The organism is Sphingomonas hankookensis, from assembly GCF_001619955.1.
In the GTDB taxonomy this organism is placed as follows: Bacteria; Pseudomonadota; Alphaproteobacteria; order Sphingomonadales; family Sphingomonadaceae; genus Sphingomonas; species Sphingomonas hankookensis_A.
Genome location: NZ_LQQO01000045.1, coordinates 50,793 through 67,994, shown reverse-complemented (window position 1 = coordinate 67,994; position 17,202 = coordinate 50,793). Strand labels below are relative to the sequence as shown.

The 17,202-nt window shown below is 67.2% G+C and carries 15 protein-coding genes, 1 tRNA gene and 1 pseudogene; 5 read left to right on the top strand and 12 right to left on the bottom strand.

Annotated elements, in window-relative coordinates:
- Positions 1-105: 105 nt before the first annotated feature.
- The 4 genes from AVT10_RS14860 to AVT10_RS14845 all read right to left on the bottom strand — a co-directional run bounded on the left by AVT10_RS14860 (position 106) and on the right by AVT10_RS14845 (position 3,454).
- Positions 106-750, bottom strand: coding sequence for an outer membrane beta-barrel protein (locus tag AVT10_RS14860; RefSeq protein ID WP_066693178.1), 645 nt, complete (start codon positions 748-750; stop codon positions 106-108).
- A gap of 90 nt (positions 751-840) precedes the next feature.
- Complete coding sequence (locus tag AVT10_RS14855; protein WP_066693176.1) at positions 841-1,419, bottom strand: YqaA family protein; 579 nt, start codon at positions 1,417-1,419, stop codon at positions 841-843.
- Positions 1,420-1,468: 49 nt separating this feature from the next.
- A tRNA-Trp gene (locus AVT10_RS14850) sits at positions 1,469-1,544 on the bottom strand.
- A 155-nt stretch (positions 1,545-1,699) separates the two neighbouring features.
- A complete protein-coding gene (locus AVT10_RS14845; protein ID WP_066693173.1) occupies positions 1,700-3,454 on the bottom strand; it encodes a fatty acyl-AMP ligase in 1,755 nt (584 codons plus the stop codon).
- A 125-nt stretch (positions 3,455-3,579) separates the two neighbouring features.
- Here AVT10_RS14845 and AVT10_RS14840 point away from each other — a divergent pair, with 125 nt between their 5' ends.
- The 5 genes and pseudogenes from AVT10_RS14840 to AVT10_RS18345 form a co-directional block, all read left to right on the top strand.
- Complete coding sequence (locus AVT10_RS14840) at positions 3,580-4,107, top strand: regulatory protein RecX (RefSeq protein ID WP_066693170.1); 528 nt, start codon at positions 3,580-3,582, stop codon at positions 4,105-4,107.
- Positions 4,108-4,238: 131 nt separating this feature from the next.
- The gene (locus AVT10_RS14835; RefSeq protein ID WP_232308044.1) at positions 4,239-4,760 is read left to right on the top strand and encodes a cold-shock protein; all 522 of its coding nucleotides are present in this window, start codon (positions 4,239-4,241) and stop codon (positions 4,758-4,760) included.
- 98 nt (positions 4,761-4,858) lie between these two features.
- Positions 4,859-5,245 carry a DUF192 domain-containing protein gene (locus tag AVT10_RS14830; protein WP_420038516.1) on the top strand — a complete coding sequence of 129 codons (387 nt, stop codon included), beginning with the start codon at positions 4,859-4,861 and terminating at the stop codon, positions 5,243-5,245.
- A 45-nt stretch (positions 5,246-5,290) separates the two neighbouring features.
- Positions 5,291-5,683 carry an NADH:ubiquinone oxidoreductase subunit NDUFA12 gene (locus AVT10_RS14825; protein ID WP_066693160.1) on the top strand — a complete coding sequence of 131 codons (393 nt, stop codon included), beginning with the start codon at positions 5,291-5,293 and terminating at the stop codon, positions 5,681-5,683.
- Positions 5,684-5,898: 215 nt separating this feature from the next.
- Positions 5,899-6,132: pseudogene (locus AVT10_RS18345) on the top strand (DUF2155 domain-containing protein); the annotation flags it as partial.
- A gap of 35 nt (positions 6,133-6,167) precedes the next feature.
- Here AVT10_RS18345 and aat read toward each other — a convergent pair.
- The 8 genes from aat to AVT10_RS14780 all read right to left on the bottom strand — a co-directional run bounded on the left by aat (position 6,168) and on the right by AVT10_RS14780 (position 17,133).
- Positions 6,168-6,914 (bottom strand): leucyl/phenylalanyl-tRNA--protein transferase, encoded by a 747-nt coding sequence (gene aat, locus AVT10_RS14815; RefSeq protein WP_066693154.1) that lies wholly within the window; start codon positions 6,912-6,914, stop codon positions 6,168-6,170.
- 218 nt (positions 6,915-7,132) lie between these two features.
- Complete coding sequence (locus AVT10_RS14810; protein WP_066693152.1) at positions 7,133-8,182, bottom strand: c-type cytochrome; 1,050 nt, start codon at positions 8,180-8,182, stop codon at positions 7,133-7,135.
- Complete coding sequence (locus tag AVT10_RS14805) at positions 8,179-8,772, bottom strand: cytochrome c oxidase assembly protein (RefSeq protein ID WP_066693150.1); 594 nt, start codon at positions 8,770-8,772, stop codon at positions 8,179-8,181. Before AVT10_RS14805 ends, AVT10_RS14810 begins: the two co-directional genes overlap by 4 nt.
- Entirely contained in the window at positions 8,769-9,149 is a 381-nt protein-coding gene (locus tag AVT10_RS14800) for a hypothetical protein (RefSeq protein ID WP_066693147.1), read from the bottom strand. The genes AVT10_RS14805 and AVT10_RS14800 overlap by 4 nt, the downstream gene beginning before the upstream one ends.
- Positions 9,146-11,671, bottom strand: coding sequence for a cytochrome c oxidase subunit I (ctaD, locus tag AVT10_RS14795; RefSeq protein WP_066693146.1), 2,526 nt, complete (start codon positions 11,669-11,671; stop codon positions 9,146-9,148). Before ctaD ends, AVT10_RS14800 begins: the two co-directional genes overlap by 4 nt.
- Positions 11,668-12,642, bottom strand: coding sequence for a cytochrome c oxidase subunit II (coxB, locus tag AVT10_RS14790; protein ID WP_066693144.1), 975 nt, complete (start codon positions 12,640-12,642; stop codon positions 11,668-11,670). Before coxB ends, ctaD begins: the two co-directional genes overlap by 4 nt.
- A 52-nt stretch (positions 12,643-12,694) precedes the next feature.
- Complete coding sequence (locus AVT10_RS14785; RefSeq protein ID WP_232308038.1) at positions 12,695-15,733, bottom strand: discoidin domain-containing protein; 3,039 nt, start codon at positions 15,731-15,733, stop codon at positions 12,695-12,697.
- Entirely contained in the window at positions 15,730-17,133 is a 1,404-nt protein-coding gene (locus AVT10_RS14780; RefSeq protein ID WP_066693140.1) for a glucoamylase family protein, read from the bottom strand. The genes AVT10_RS14785 and AVT10_RS14780 overlap by 4 nt, the downstream gene beginning before the upstream one ends.
- Positions 17,134-17,202: the final 69 nt, after the last annotated feature.

Genomic DNA, 17,202 nt, shown 5'->3' with positions numbered 1-17,202 from the left:
GACCGCGCTTCCACCTCGCCGCTCCCCCATCGTCACCCCGGGCTTGACCCGGGGTCCCGCTTCTTCTTCTGGCGCGAAACGCGGGACCCCGACGCGCCGAACCCCTCAGAACCGATAGCCCAACCCGGCCACCGCATGCCGCCGGTCGAAATTCAGCCCTTCGTAGATCCGGTCCTTCGTCCGGAAATTGGTCGCGACCAGTTCCGCCTTCGCAAAGGCGCCGCTGCCCAGCCCGATCTCGCCACCCAGCCCGAAGTGCATCCCGGCATAGGTCTCGGTCGTGCGATCCGTATTATAGCGGAACTCCAGCGGCATCGACGCATAGCCGACCTTGCCATAGACCTGCGCCCGCTCGGCCACCCGCAGCCCCAGCCGGACCCCGCCCGACCATTCGCCCTTCGCCTTCTGGCACAGCTCGATCGATAACCCGATATCGTCGCATCTTTTGGTCGACGCCCCGGCATAGCCGCCATAGGCCCCCAGCAGCACCGTGCCGCCGATCGCGACATCATATCCGATCTCGCCGCCATAGCGGATACCGTCGGCGCCATCATAATATTTGGTGTCGTCGTCGACGTAATTGATTTCCAGCCGGTCATAGCCGCCCGCCACCTCGACCCGGAACCCGGTCATCGGGTCGCGATAGGTGACCTCGCCACCATCGCCATACGGGTCGAACGGCCTGTCCTGCGCCCATGCCGGCGCCGCCCCCAGCACCGCCGTCATTGCGGCGACCATCGTCCATTTCATTTCTGTCCCCCCACGCGCGACCATCGCGCTGGGGCGGCTCTTGGCAGAAGGATCGTTTCGCGACGATTCCGGCAATCGTATCCGAAACGGTTACAACAGGCTGACCGCCGCGAACCCGCCGACCAGCGCGACGACCAGCAGGATGCCGATCATCGTCAGGCGCTTCTCGATGAACTCCTGCACCGGCGCGCCATATTTCTTGAGCAGGAACGCGATCAGGAAGAAGCGGAAGGCGCGAGTGATCGTCGCGGTGAGGACGAACAGCGCGAAGTTGAACTTGGCGAGGCCCGACGCGATCGTCACCAGCTTGAACGGGATCGGCGTCAGTCCTTTGAGCAGGATGATCGCCGCGCCATATTCGGCGAAGCCCGCCTGGAACTTCGCCGCCTTGTCCTGCAACCCGTACAGGTTGATGACCCACGCGCCGACCGTGTCCCACAGGAAATAGCCGATGGCATAGCCGACCATCCCGCCCAGCACCGACGCGATCGTGCAGATCGCCGCGATCTGATAGGCGCGGGTGCGGTGCTGCAGGATGACCGGCACCAGCACGACATCGGGCGGGATCGGAAAGAACGAACTTTCGCAGAACGACACGACCGCCAGGCTGCGCACCGCATGGCGATGATTGGCAAGGCGGAGCGTCCAGTCGTACAGCGCGCGGAACATCGTCGTCGAATCCAGTCCATCAGTTTCGGGGATCGGCGCGGCGGCGCGCTGGCACGAGTGGAGGGATTCGAACCCCCGGCCCTCGGTTTTGGAGACCGATGCTCTACCAGCTGAGCTACACTCGTGTGCGGACGCGGCCTCTATCCCGGTCGAACCGGAAGGGCAAGGCCGATTTCTGACCTAGCTGTCCGAAGCCTTGTAGGAAAGCATTAAATCCTCCCCACAAGGTGGGGAGGGGGACCGCCGCGAAGCGGTGGTGGAGGGGGCTATCCCCAAGCGCTCACGCCGCGATGGCGTAAGGCTTGATCTCACCCTCCAGATACAATTTCCGCGCCTTCGCCCGGCTGAGCTTCCCCGACGACGTCCGCGGCAAGGTGCGCGGCGGGACCAGTTCGATCACGCAGTTCATGCCGGTAACCGACCGGACTCGCTCGCGAATTTCCTCGCGCAGCCGCAGCCGCTCACCCTCGTCCGACGCCCGGCACTGCACCAGCACCGCTGGCGTTTCCTCGCCGCCCGGCGTCGTGATCGCGAACGCGGCGATGTCGCCGGCCTTGAACCCGGGCAGCTGCTCCACCGCCCATTCGATGTCCTGCGGCCAGTGATTCTTGCCGTTGACGATGATCATGTCCTTGGCCCGGCCGACGATATAGACATATCCGTCAGACAGATAGCCCATGTCGCCGGTGTCCAGCCACCCGTCGACCATGCACGCCGCGGTCGCCTCCGGATCGCGGAAATATCCGCTCATCAGCGACGGCCCCTTGCACCAGACCTTGCCGATCGCGCGTTCGGGCAGGGGGGTGCCGTCCTCTTCGCGGATCTCGACCGTCATGTCCTTCACCGGCTTCCCGCAATTCACGATCGCGCGATACCGCTGCGGCCGGTCGGCGCGGCCGGTGCCGCCGGAAAGTTCCGTCTCTTCAACCAGTTCGACGATGATGCCCTCGCCCGGCGGCATGATCGCCACCGCCAGCGTCGCCTCGGCAAGGCCATAGGACGGCAGGAACGCCGACGCCTTGAACCCGGCATCGGCGAAGGCGTCGACGAACGACTGCATCACATCGGGCCGGATCATGTCCGCGCCATTGCCCGCCAGCCGCCAGCGCGACAGGTCGAACCGGTCCGCTGCCTTGGTCTGGCTCGACATGCGCCGCGCGCAGATGTCGTAGCCGAAGGTCGGCGAGTAGGAAATCGAATTGCCCGTATTGCGGGTGATGAGGTCCAGCCATGCCAGCGGACGGCGGGCAAAATCCTCTGTTTTCAGATAGTCGGTCGAAACTTGGTTGGCGACGACCGACAGGAAGCAGCCGACCAGCCCCATATCGTGATACCAGGGCAGCCACGAAATGCAGCGATCCTGATCGACCAGCTGCATGCCATGGCTGTGCGCCGACAGGTTGTTCAGCAGCGCGGCATGGGTGATCTCGGTCCCATGCGGGAAGCGGGTCGATCCGCTGCTATACTGCAGGTAGCAGATATCGTCGCTCGACGCCTTGGGCAGCTCGACCGCGACCGCTTCGGCGGTCGAAAAACTTTCCCAATCAATGCCTTCGACCCCGGCGATCCGCGCCGCTTCGCCCGCCATCGCTTCCAGTTCGGCCGGGTAGAACAGCGTCTTGGGATCGCAGCTGGCCAGCTGCACCCGCAGCTGTTCGACATAGGCCTCGCGCCCGCCGAACGAGGTGGGCAGCGGCAGCGGCACCGGCCATGCGCCAGCATAGACCACGCCGAAGAACAGCGCCGCAAACTCCGCACCCGTCTCGGCGATCAGCGCGATGCGATCGTTGGGACGCACGCCCTTGGCGATCAGGCGATAAGCCTGTTGCAGCGCATCCTCGCGCATCTCGCGGAAGGGATAGGGGCGCTTCAGCGTACCGCGCGCGTCGTGGAAGTTCAGCCCGCGCGAGCCCTGCGCCGCATAATCCATCGCGTCGCCCAGCGTCGCGAAGTCGGCGAACCGGCGTGGCAACGCGTCCACGGTCGGGGTCGCTTCCAGCGAAACTGCAACACTTCCTTCAAGATTCGTCGTCATTCTTGTCCAACTCTCAGGCCCGTTCGCGCGATACGCGGCGTTCGAAGCGTGTCGCCATAGCGGCAAAGGGCCGCGCGGCACAGTTGATTTCAAAATCGCCGCCCAGTGTGGCACAAACATGGCGCATGTCCCGAGACCCGCGCCGCCCGCTGCCACCGCTCGACCAGCCCGCCCTGGAACGCGCCGCCTTACGCTATGTTGAACGCTATGCGACCACGCGGGCGAAGCTGGTCGCCTATCTCCACCGCAAGCTGCGCGAGCGTGGGCGGGAGGGGGAGATCGATGTGGATGCGCTGGCCGACCGCATGGCCGAGCTGCGCTATGTCGACGACCGCGCCTTTGCCGAGGCGCGGGTGGCGTCGATGACCCGGCGCGGGCTGGGCGCGCGGCGGGTGCGCGATGCGCTGCGCCAGGCAGGCGTCGGCGAGGAGGAGACGAGCGAATTCCACGACACGCTGGAGGAGGGGGCGGAGGGCGCGGCGCTCGCCTTTGCCCGACGCAAGCGCATCGGGCCGTTCGCGACCGTGCCGGTGGAGCGCGACCGCCGTGAGAAACAGATCGCGGCGATGGTGCGGGCGGGGCACGCCCCGGCGCTGGCCCGGCGCATCGTCGGACTGCCGGCGTCCGACGACGATGCGGACTGGGACGGGTAGCATCGTAAAGAAATCGTCGCGTTCGTGAAACATCGTGATAGAGTGTGCCCCAGGGGGAGCACGCGACGATGCGTCTGGAAGCGCGAACGATTGCCGATGATTGCGTGATGGGACAGGCGGAGCCGGCCGCGATGGCGGCTGCGCGCGAAGAGATCGTCCCGGCGGTGCGGGGCGCGATCAAATGGTTCGACGTGACCCGCGGCTTCGGATTCGCGGTCGCCGACGATCCGGCGATCGGCGACGTCCTGATCCATTTTTCGGTCCTCGAACCCCATGGGCGTCGTACCCTGCCCGAAGGGGCAGTCATCACCTGCAACGCCGTGCGCCGGGCACGCGGGATGCAGGCGGCGGAAATCCTCGACATCGACCTGTCGAGCGCGGTCGAACCGGTGCGCCGCGTCGTCGAGCGGCCCGACCGGGTCGCGCTGGCTGATCAGGCGGGGCCGTTCGAACCGGTATCGGTCAAATGGTTCAACCGCTTGAAAGGCTATGGTTTCCTGGTGCGCGAGAGCAAGCCCGGCGACGTCTTCGTCCATATGGAAACGTTGCGGCGCGGCGGGATCGAGGAGGTCGACCCCGAACAGCGGCTTGTCGCCCGGATCGTCGAGGGGCAGAAGGGGCCGTTGGCCGTGATGGTTGAAACTGGCGAGTAACAGCGTTGAGAGCATTGCGATTTTCCGGGCTGACGGCGGCGGCGCTGTTGGCGGTGCTGGGCGGGTGCAAGCAGGAGGCCGGCGACGAAAAGACTGCGCTGTCCAGGACTGAGCTGACCGTCACCACCGCCGATGGCACCGCCCACCGCTTTGTCGTGGAGGTCGCCGCGACCGAGGCGCAGCAGCAGCAGGGACTGATGTACCGCCCACCGCTGGCCCCCGATGCCGGCATGTTGTTCGCGCCTTATCCTCCCGATGGCGGACCGCCGCGCGTGGCCAATTTCTGGATGCGCAACACCCCCAGCCCGCTCGACATCCTGTTCATCCGCCCCGACCGCACCATCGCGACCATCGCCGAGAATACCGTGCCGTTTTCCGAAGCGCCGGTCCCTTCGGGCGAACCCGTGTCGGCGGTGCTGGAACTGGGCGGCGGGCGTGCCGCCGAACTGGGTATCGCGGCGGGCGACAAGGTGTCATGGAAATGATCCACCCCATTGTCGTGTGCGCAGCCACACGCTAAGCGGTCGCGCATGGGAATCCTCGCGAACGTCTTCACCTGGTGGAACGGTGCCACCTTCGGCACCTGGCTCGGGCTGCGCGGCAAGACGCAGGTCGGCACCGACGACCTCGGCAACGCCTATTATGAGGGCGGTCGCGACACCGCGGGCAATCCGCGCCGCTGGGTGATCTATGCAGGATCGAACGATTCGAGCCGCGTGCCGCCCGAATGGTTCAGCTGGCTGCACCACCAGATCGAGGGCACGCCCGATCAGTCGCTGCCGCCGGTGCGCCAGTGGCAGAAGCCGCCGGTCCCCAACCAGACCGGCACCGCGCTCGCCTATCGTCCGCCCGGCGTGCTCGACAAGGGCGGCGCCCGCGTGCGCGCCACCGGCGATTATGAGGCGTGGAGCCCCGACGCGTGAATTTCCGCCGCTGGCTGGCCGGGCTGGCGATCGCGGTCCTGCTGGCGGTCGGCGGCTGGTTCGGCTGGCGTAGCTGGCAGTCGCGACAGGCGCCGTCGACCGGTCCGCACGCGGAGATCTCGGTTCCCGAATCGGTCCGTCCCCGCCCCGGTGCGCCGGAAGTCGTCAGCGTCGATGCCGGCCTCGACAGCCGCCTGCTCGCCGGTGCCACGCCGATGGCCGAGCGCGTCGCGGTGGTCGGCCTGCTCAACAAGCGCAACGGCGAAACCCGCGACCTCACGTTGAAGCCCGGACAGGCGACGCGCGTCGGCGACGTGATCATCCGCCTGCGCGCATGCGAACGCACCGCGCCCTGGGAGCAGGAGCAATATACCGGCGCGTTCGTGCAGATGGACGTGCGCGGGGCGGACGCGAAGTGGCGGCGTGCCTTTTCGGGCTGGCTGTTCAAGGAGCGTCCGGCGCTGAACGTCGTGCTCCACCCGATCTATGACGTGTGGCCCAAGAGCTGCACGATGTCCTTCCCCGACACCGGTCCCGACACGGTATCGGCCGGGGCGGGGGCGGCACCGGCGGCCAGCGCGCCACGCCGGTCGAGCGCGTCGAACGCGCCCGACACCAGTCCGGTGCCCGCCGAATCGATCCCGAGCGCGTCGGACAACAGCGCCGAATAAGCCTCGCGCGGGATTTCGACCGCGCCCATCGTCGCCAGATGATCGGTCTGGAACTGGCAGTCGAGCAGCCGGAAGCCGCCGACCTTAAGCCGCGCGACCAGCCATGCCAGCGCGACCTTCGACGCGCTGGGCGCGCGGCTGACCATCGATTCGCCGAAGAACGCCTGTCCCAGCGCGAGGCCGTAGAGGCCGCCGGCCAGTCGGTCGCCGTCCCACACTTCAACCGAATGGGCGAACCCCATTTCGTGCAGCCGGAGGAAGGCGCGCTCGATCGTGCCGTTGATCCATGTCTCCGGCCGGTCCGACGCGCTTTGCGCGCAGAGTTCGATGATATCCTCGAACGCCACGTCGGCGGTGACGCGATACCGGTCCGACGCAATCAGCTTTCGCAGCGACCGCGACAGGTGGAACCCGTCGAGCGGCAGCACGCCGCGCAGCTTCGGTTCGACCCAGTAGATGCTGGGCGCATCGCGGTCGTCGGCCATCGGAAAGATGCCGCTGGCATAGGCGCGCAGGACCGTTTGCGGGTCGAGGTCGAAATCGGGGGCCATCGGGCGCATCCTAGAGCGGTTTCCGTTCGGACTGAACCGTTGTCATTGCGTTGGCGCGCCAACGTTCTGTGGCCTGATCAGGGTGCTGCCGCCGATACCCTGGTTCGTCACCCCGGGCTTGACCCGGGGTCCCGCTTCTTCTGCTACCGTCGGAAAGAAGCGGGACCCCGGATCAAGTCCGGGGTGACGTTGTGAAGGTGAAACCGATCCGCGCTGGCAATCGCCGCTCACTCCCCCGCCAGATAGCGCGCGACGGGTTCGATCATGTCCTCCGGAATACGCCGTGCGATGACCGGCATCGTCGCCTGATCCTTGCGCGCGTCGACCACCTCCTTCTCGCCGCGCCAGTGGCGCAGCCGTTCGGCGATATAGACCGCGCGCTGGCCGTCGATGACCGGGAAACGCTTGGCCCCGGCGGCATCGTGACAGCTGCGGCAGGCGGGCAGTTGCTTTTCCGGCAGGCCGCGTTCGACGATCCGGCGCGCTGCCGCATCGCCATTGCCGCCCCGCCCCGGCGTGATGCCGGGCATGGCGGCGAAGCGCTGCGCCAGGGCGACGCGCTCTTCGGGCGTCAGCTGCGCGGCGGCGTTGCCCATCACCGCGCTCTGGCGGCGGCCGGTGGCATAGGCTTCGAGCGCGGCGGCGAGATAGGCGGGGTTCTGCCCGGCGAGGACCGGAATGTCGGGCTGCCCGCGGCCGAGACCGTCCGTCCCGTGGCAACCGGCGCAGCTGTCGAACCGGCCGTTTGCCGCCCCGAACCCTTGCGCATTGCTCCCCGCCAGCACGCGATATTGCTGGGGAGTCATCGTCGGCAGCAGGCGGACGAAGGCGACCATGCGCTTTACCTCGTCCGGCCGGTCCTTTGCAGCCCAGGCGGGCATGCCGCTGAACTTCACGCCATGTTCCAGGATCCAGAAGAGCTGGCGGTCGGTCCATTCCTTCGCATTCTTCGACAGGTCGGGGGCGGGGGGCGTCGCCGCCTGCATCAGCGGCAGCGGACGGACGCCCGGTGCGCCGTGGCACGACGCGCAGGACGAGGCATAATAGCCCGCCGCGCTGACGAGGCCGCTATCGTCCTTCGCGTCGCGGGGCGTCGAAAAGGCGGCGCGGGTCTGCACCGAATTGCGCATCACCCAATGCAGGAACCAGTCGCTGATCGCCCAATGCCCCGACGATGCGGCGACGTTGAACAGCCCCGACCAGGCGTATGCCATGCCGAGCGCAAAGAGGCCGAGCAGGGTCAGGATCACGCGCTTCCAGGTGAGGCGGATGGTCATGGCGTCGGCTCCGGATGGCGCAATAGGGTGGCGAGCAAGGCAAGGCCGCCGAGGAAATAGCTGGCCGCGCCGATCATCAGCATGACGACGCCGCCCAGCTGCTGATCGGCCAGCGCGTCGTGATGTCCATGCGCCATCGCCGGATAGAGCGGGCGCGGCGCGAGGCCGATCAGCGCGCCGAGCAGGGTCATGTGCATCGAAGTGAGCAGAAGCGCACCGACCCCCGCCGCACGGCGATCCGGCCCGGTGCCGAGCACGGCGGCCCAGAGCAGCCACCCGGCCAAGAGGAACATCGCCTGTTCGACGACCATCGCCGCCACATGCGTGTCCGCCAGCATCCTGAGCGCGGGCAGATGCCAGCCCCAAACGGTCGCAAGCTCCACCAGCGACATGGCGAGCGGCGTCACGATGGTCGGCCAGCGCCGTGCCGGGTCGAACCGGCTGTCGGCGAGGCCGAACGCCAGTAGCGGCGCGGCGATGGCGACGGCGATCATGTGCCCGGCCATGTGCCCGACCATCCCCGCCTGCGCTGCCGCCAGCCATCCGAGCGGCAGCAGCACCAGCCCGGCGAACAGGCTGATCCGCTTCATCGGCAATCCGTGAGGAACAGCACCGGCGCGGCGGTGAAGATCACGCCGACGAAGCTCAATGCGGCCAGCAATACGGTCGAAAAGGCCAAGAAGCGGATGCGGTCGCTGTCGGTGCCTTCCTCATGCGGGGCCGGGTCGCCCGGCACGCGCGACTGGAGATGCGCGACGATCCCTGCCGCGAGGATCAGGGCCAGCGCGACCACGGTGCCGACCGCGTACAGGATCGGCAGGCGCGGGAACCCCCCGACCTTGGCGCAGTGGATCGCCGCCCAGAGATAGGAGAAGAGGAAATGCACTGCCCACACCGTCGGCGGGACGATCAGCGACCAGAGCGTGACCTTCAGCTTGGCCACCATACCGTGGAACCCGCGCTTCATGCGACCCCCGGGAACAGGCCGATCGTCGCATAGGTGACGATGGCGGTGAGCGCCATGAAATGCTGGTACACGGTGATGTTGCGCAGGTCGGCATCATGGGTCGGCGTCATCCGTCCGGCGATGCTGCGCGCCAGCGTATAGGCCTGCATGATCGCACCGACCCCGGCATGCACGGTGGTCCAGATCACCAGGACCCACACGATCGCGGGATAGCTGTGCAGTTCGGGGTCGAGCCCGGTGGTCAGCGGCCCCTGCAACCCGGTCCAGATACCGACAAGGCTGGCCACGATGCCGATCGCCAGCAGTCCGCGCGCGGCGCCGACCCCACCGCGCCTGTTGCTTTCCCGCGCCGCGACGGTGGCAGCCCAGCTCAGCGCTGCGACCCCCAGCGCCGCCATCGGCCAGAAGGTGCCCGGCCCGTCCATGCCCGGACCCGATGGCGGGAAGTCGGGATGCACCGTCCAGAAGAAATAATAGCCGAACACCAGCCCCGAAAAGGCGGTGGCATCCGCCATCATCGTGATGAACATCGCCCACCATCCGGGTGCCGCCGAACCGGAGACATAGAGCGGCAGTTCGATGCCATGGCCGATCGGCTTGGACGGCTTTTCGGGGATTTCGGCGGTGCCGGTCCACAGCCAGTAGAGGACGAAGCCCAGCGTCGCGATCGCGCCGGCCAGCGACCACCAATAGAGGTGATAGGTCGTCAGGATGAACACGCTGCCCAGCGCGATCGCGGTCAGCATCGGGACCCAACTGGGCGTGCCGAGGCGCACGACATAGAGCGGTCGCGCGTCGAGCACCGTCGTCACGATCGTCTCGCGCCGGCCTTCCTCCGCATCGGGCAGGAAGTAGCGGCCTTCGTCGACCTTCTTGACGAAATCCTTCTGGTCCCAGATCGGGTAGCGGCTTTCGATCAGCGGAACCGAGCGGATGCCCCAATCCTCGTCATCCGGATGCGCGAGCCATTCGAGCGTCCCGGCATTCCACGGATTGCGCGCTGCCTTCTCCCGCCACGGCGAGCGCGCCAGGTCGATGCACACGACCAACGTCCCCAGCGCGAACAGATAGGCGCCCATGGTCGAGGCGAGGTTGAGATAATCGATGCCCAGTTCGCCGGGATAGGTGAACACCCGGCGCGGCATGCCGTACAGGCCGCTGAAATGCATCGGGAAGAAGGTCAGGTTCGCGCCGACGAACAACATCCAGAAGGCGGTGCGACCGAGCTTGTCCGACAGCTTCTTACCGGTGATCAATGGCCAGTAATAATAGAGACCGCCGAACAGCGGCAGCAGCGTGCCGCCGATCAGCACGTAATGCAGGTGGGCGACGACGAAATAGGTATCGTGCGCCTGCCAGTCGAACGGCGCGATCGCGACCATCACGCCGGTCAGACCGCCGATCACGAAGATGGCGAGCGATCCGCTGGCGTAGAGCAGCGGCGTCGACCATTTGACCTTGCCGGCCCAGAGCGTCGCGATGAACGCGAAAATCTGGATACCGGTCGGGATCGCGACGGCTTCGGACGCAGCCGAGAAGAAGGCGAGGCTGATCTTGGGCAAGCCGGTCGCGAACATGTGGTGGACCCAAAGCCCGAACGACAGGAACGCGGTGCCGACCGCTGCCAGCACGATCCACGGATAGCCCAGCAGATGGCGCTGCGCGAAAGTCGGGATCATCATCGCGAACAGCGCGATCGACGGCAGGAAGACGATATAGACTTCGGGGTGGCCGAAGATCCAGAACAGGTGCTGCCACAACAACGGATCGCCGCCGCGTGTCGCGTCGAAGAACGGCCAGTTGAGCAACCGCTCCATTTCGAACAGCACGTCACCCGCGATCAGCGGCGGGAAGGCGAACAGGATCATCACCGCGACGACCAAAATGTACCAGGCGTAGAGCGGCATCAGGTTCAGCCGCATGCCCGGCGGCCGGCATTTGAGCACGCCGACGATCAGCTCGACCGCCGCCGCCACCGACGACACCTCGATGAAGCTCAGCCCCAGCATCCAGATATCGGCACCCAGCCCCGACAGGTCCGTGCGCGTGGTGAGCGGCGGGTACATGAACCACCCGCCATCGGGCGCGGCGTTGAAGAAGATCGACCCGCCGACGAACACCCCGCCCAGCAGGAACGACCAGTATCCAAAGGCGGACAGGCGCGGGAAGGGCAGGTCGCGCGCGCCCAGCAACTGCGGCAAGAGGATGATCGACACCGCCTCGAACATCGGGACGGCGAACAGGAACATCATCATCGAGCCGTGCAGCGTGAACAGCTGGTTGAAGGTGTTCGCCGAAACCAGATCGTTTTCCGGCACCGCCAGCTGCGTGCGCATGATCAGCGCCAGCACGCCCGCGAACAGCATGAAGCCGAACGCGGTCAGCGTGTACCATACGCCGACCCGGTTGTTGTTGCAGTCGGTCCAGCGCAGGAAAATGCCCTGCGGCGCCTTCCACACTTCGCGCAGGCGGTCCTCCTGCGCGGCGCGGAGCGCGGGATCGTCTTGCGCGTGCAGGCTCATTTCAGGCTTTCCAGATAGGCGGCGATCGCCTGCGCGTCCTGCACGGGCAGCTGCGGATAGGCGGGCATGCGGGCACCGGGCTTCACCGCCGGGGCGTCCTTGATGAAGCGGACCAGGGCATCGCGGGTCATCGGCGTCGTTCCGGCGCCCAGCGACGCGCGGCTGCCGATATGGGTCAGGTCGGGACCGATCAGCCCGGCCGCCCCGGTTCCGGCGATGGCATGGCAGCCGGTGCAGCCATTGGCGGCAAAGGCGCGCGCACCGCCTGCCGTGTCCGCGGCCGGGGTGGCGGGGCGACGCTCGTTCGCCAGCCACGCATCGAACGCCGCCGGCTCCATCGCGACCACGTCGAACGCCATCAGCGCATGGCTGAGCCCGCAAAATTCGGTGCAGACGCCGCGGAAGGTGCCGGCCCTGGTCGCGCGGACGATCAGCCGGTTGGTGCGGCCGGGGATCATATCCATCTTGCCGGCAAGACCGGGGATCCAGAAGCTGTGGATCACATCGCCGGCGGTCAGGTCGAACTGCACGGTGCGGCCGACGGGAATGCGGATTTCATTGGCGGTGACGACCGGCGGGCTGCCCGGCGGCTGGTAGCGGACGCGCCACCAGAATTGTTCGCCCTCCACCGCGATGCGCAGGTCGTCCCGTGCCACGGGCAGCGGCCGCATGGCGGGCAGGCTGTAGAGCAGCAGGCCGAGCAGCACGACGACCGGCAGCACGCCGCCCAGCCATCCGATCAGGCGCATGCCGCCCTTCAGCGTCAGCTTGCCCTCCGGCGCGCGGACGGCGGCGATCATCAATCCCGCGACACCGGCGGCGATGACGATCGCGCCGATCAGCATGATGATGGTCAGGTGACGGACGGTCGCGGCTTCGTCGCCGAATACGTCGAGCGCCGACTGGTGACGGTTGCACGCCCCCAGCAGCAGCAACGCGGCTGCACCTACACTGGCCCTGACGCCGCGCATAATCCCCCTTCGCCCCGCGTCGCATTATACGACACGGATACGAAACGACATGTCAGCGTCGCCGTTCCATCCTGACGGAAATTGGTCCGTTTCGCGCCGGAATGTGCAGGCCGTCGCTGGCGATTTTCACCGCCTTGCCGTCGATCGTCGCCCGGCCGGCTTCGCCGCTCAGTGGCCAGGGCAGGACGAAGCCGCCGGGCGGCATCGCTCCGCCGCCGATGGTCGCGACGACCGCGTCGCCGTCGGCACGGATGGCGAGATCGACGGTGCCATAGGGGGTGCGCAGGCCGCGCACGTCCGATCCCTTCTCGGCCAGCCAGTCGTCGTCCAGCCCACCCGCCAGTACGATCGCTTGGGCGTCCTGATCGACATAGGCGAACAGGTCGAGCGCGGCGCGAGTATAGTCCGATGCGACCCAGGCATGCGGCACATCCCCCAGGAAGCGGATTTCACGCTGATCGCGCCCGACCACCTCTGCCCAGCCATTCCACCCGCCCGGCCGCCGGTCGCCCATGTAGAAATCGAGCATCCGGTTCGCCCGCTCACGCCGGCCCAGCCGGACCATCGCCGACACGTTGCGCAGTTCATAGGGCGTGTAATCGCTCCAGTCGCTGCTGACCGGCCGCGTCATCACCCGCCGCCATTGCCTGTCGAAGGTATTAGCCAGCAGTTTCGGGTCGAGCCGCGCCTGTTCGCCCGCCGGATCGAGCCCCATGGTGGTCGAGGTCGCGTCGAAATCGCCCAGGCTGGTCGCACCGGGGATATAGTCGATCTTCCAGAACCGGACTGCCGCCGCGATCGCGGCGTGTAGGTCACGCTGGAACCGGTCGCGCTGCGCTTCGATCTCCGCCGCCTCGGGCTTGTTCAGCACCCGCGCGGCAAAGGCGGCGTCCTTATACCCGGTCAGCGCCCAGAAATCGTCCCACAGGCTGTACTGCGCCTTGGCCGAATAGCCTTCATGGCTGATCGACGGCGGCATCAGCCCGTACAGCATCCGCCGCTCGGGCGTCTGGTTGGCAGCGGTCCGTTCGGACTGGGCGAGGCTTTCCATATAGCGCCGCGCCGCGTCCAGCTTCGGCCAGTCGCGCTCCAGTGCCGCCTTGTCCCCGGTATAGCGGTACAGGTCGGTGACGAGGTGAATATACTGCCCGTGACTGTCATTTTCCGGCACCGGGTCCGGCCCGCGCGCATCGACACAGCACGGCACCTTGCCGTTGGCGAACAGGTTCGGGCCGTACCAGTCGGCGAACGCGCGACCCGGCGCAACGACGCCCATGCGCAGCATCGTCTCGGTCATCATCGCGCCGTCACGGATCCAGCTGCGATCATAGGAACGCGTGCCGGGCTTCAGCGCGGGTCCGTCGCGGCTCATCAGCACCTGCGCCAGCGCCGACTTGACCGTATCGGCCAGCGGCTGCTTCATCGTCGGCACGTTCATCGTCACTGCGCCCAGCGTCCGTTGCCAGCTGGCGCGTGTCGCGGCATGCGCGCTGTCCAGCGCGGCCTGCGTGACCGACGCGTCGCCGCCCAGTGCCATCGCCGTGCTCCAGCTTTCGCCGGGCGCCAGCGTGATGTCATAGGCCAACCCGCCCGAGGCGAGTTGCGTCGGATCCTCGACCCGCATGGCCTTGCCCGGTTCGGCAGGGTCGGCAAGCGCGCCCTGATCGAACGGCTTGGCCCAAGCCTGCGCCGGGGCGGTCAGCGGGAACAGCCGCCGCGTTACCGCCGCATCGCCGGCAATCGCGCCGGGCGTCGTCACCGCCATCGCGCTGCCGTCCCATGCCAGCGTCGCAATCGGACTGACCCCGCCGCGCTGGCTCAGGAACTGCGCAGGCGGGTTCACCTGGAACGGCCGCACCGCCAGCACCAGTCGCAGCGTGCGCGCGACGTCGCCGGTGTTCTTGAGCGTCCAGCGCGCCATTAGCCGCTTGCTGTCGGCATCGGCGAACAGGCTGGTGTCGAGCGTCCACCCGGCGGCGGTCCACAGCGCATGGGGTATCGGCAGATAGCCGTTTTCAAGGGAATGACCGGTCGCGACGTCGCTCCACGCGATCGTCCGGCCATTTTCCACCACAAAAGGTTCGACCGAGAAACCGCCCTTCGCGATCTCGATCGCGCCATCTTCGCCGATCAGCCCGCTGACCGCACCGCCATCACTGGCGACGAGCGTCCAATAGCTTTGTTCGGTGAAGCCGCGTGGGAAGCGTCCGCGCGGGGCGTTGCGGGCAAGATCGGCGACGAAAGCGTTGGGCGTTTCCGCCCAGGAGCGATCCTTGACCTCGACCTCGGCCAGCCCCTTTGCCCCGCCGATCCGCAGATAGCGCGTTTCGGTATCGGGCAGCGCGATAGGATCGCCGCCGCCATCGCCGTGGCGCACGCTGCGCAGCGTGCGCCAGCGGCGGCGGTCGTCGCTTGCCTCGATGGCGTAGGCGGTCGCAGCACCCGCCCAGTGCAGCACCAGCCCACCCAGTTCGCGCTGGCCACCGAAGTCGATCGTCACGGGTCCTTTGGCGGCGGTCGTCCGGTCGCCATCGATCGCGCGCGGATCGCTCGCCACCGGGGCGGGCAGCGGGCGGGGCGGGGGCAGGGCTTCGAAGGTCCAGTCGTCGACCTCGATCGTGCCTGCCCCGCCGTCTCGCCCGCGCACCACGACGATCTCGACCGCCTGCGTGGCTTTCAGCGTCTTGTCGGTGGTCGGTCCCCAGGCGAACTGCACGTCGCGCGGGCGGATGCGCAGTTCCTGCCATTCGGCGGAGGGACGGAAATTGGGCTTGGTCACCCACCAGACATTGGTGCCATCGGCGTCGGTGAACTTGATCTGCAGGTCGTTGACGCCGCCGGTGCCGCGAACCTTCAGCCGCATTTCCCAGTTGGGCGGGAAGGTGATCGGCAGCGTCCGCCGCACGAACGCATAGCCCGACACCTTGGCGAAATCGTAGCGCAGTTGCAGCGCCTTATCCGTCACGCCGGGCACCGCAGTCGCCGTCGCGCTGACCCCGTCCGACGATGCCGCGCGCCATGCCGCCACATCGTCGAAGCGGTCGAGCGGCTGCGCCTGTGCCGCCGCAGCGAGCAGGACGACCGGGATCACGCCAGCCAGCCCCCCTTGAACCCGGCGCGCTCCAGCCCGCGGCGGATATGCGGATTGCGCCGCATCACCTCCCAGATCATCCCCGACCGGCGGTTCTCGATCATCAGCACGATCGGCCCCTGGTCGATGCCCAGATAATCGCCATCGACCCAGCCCACGCCCGCCACCAGCTTGCCATGCTTGAGCGGTTCGTCGGTGCGGGTCAGCGTCGGGTTGAAGCTGTCGAGGAAGCCGTATCTGTCATAGATACCGGCGCCATAGCGCGCGTGCATCTTTCCGATCATCGGCTCGACGATCTCGGGCGCAAACGCGATCGATCCCAGTGCCGCGGTGGGCGCGACCGTCCCGTCGTCACGCTCGCCCGGCCCGCGCGCGGAATAGCTGTAGAATTCGCGCACCCGCCCGTCGATCGTCACCTTGAAATCGCCCGGTCCGTCGCAGGCGGTCAGGCCCCAGCAGTCGTCGCCATAGCCGACCTTTTGCCCCGGATTCTCATTGGCATAGGCGCGCTGGGCATAGGTCGCGCGGCGGCTGTTCTCGAAATAATCGATGCCCTTCGACGCGATATAGGGATCGCGGATGCCGCGGAAATCGATCCAGACATGGCTGTACTGATGGCCGAACATCGGCGCGAATTGCAGGTGCGGCTCACCCCAGCGATTGCCCCAGCTCTTGTCGAACTGCTGCGTCAGCTGCGCCCAGGTTTCGGCCGGCAGCGGATGCGTCGGGCTGGCCAGCGCCAACACGTACAGGATCATGCCCTCGTTATAGATGTTCCAGTCGGAGCGGATGAAGCCGCTCTCCGGGTGCCAGCCCATCGACACGAACGGCGGGCGGGGCACGATCCAGTCCCATTCGACCGCGCGATAGAGCTGCTCGGCAAGGTCGCGGATGCGTGTCTCGGTCGGGTCAGCACGGTCGAACCAGCTTTGTGCGAACAGCACGCCGCCGAGCAGCAGCGCGGTGTCGATCGTCGACAGCTCGCACCGGGCGAAACGCAGCCCCTGAGTCACGCCGAGGAAGTGGTAGAAGAACCCCTTATAGCCGCTGAACCCGGTCTCGCCGTCGCCCTGCGGCGCCCGGGCGAGAAATTCGAGCGTGGTGAGCGTGCGTTCGGCATGTTGCTGGCGGGTGATCCAGCCATGTTTCTCGCCGACGCCATAGGCGGTCAGCGCAAAGCCGATCGCGGCGATCGAGGCGAAGCTGGGCGTCGGCCAGCGATCGGGCGCAAGGCCGGTCGCGGCATCGGTCGTGTCCCAGAAGAAGCGGAACGCCCGCTCCTGAATATCGGACAGAAGATCGGGATTGCTGGCAGGGGCGGGTGCGATCCCGGTCCGTGGCGTGCAGGCCCCGACAAGCGCGGCGGTGCTGGCGGCAAGGAAGAAGCGGCGATCGATCACGTTGCAGGCCCCTTGAGTTGAGCAGTCACAAAAAAGCCGGGACAGGCGGGGGAGCCTGTCCCGGCAGGG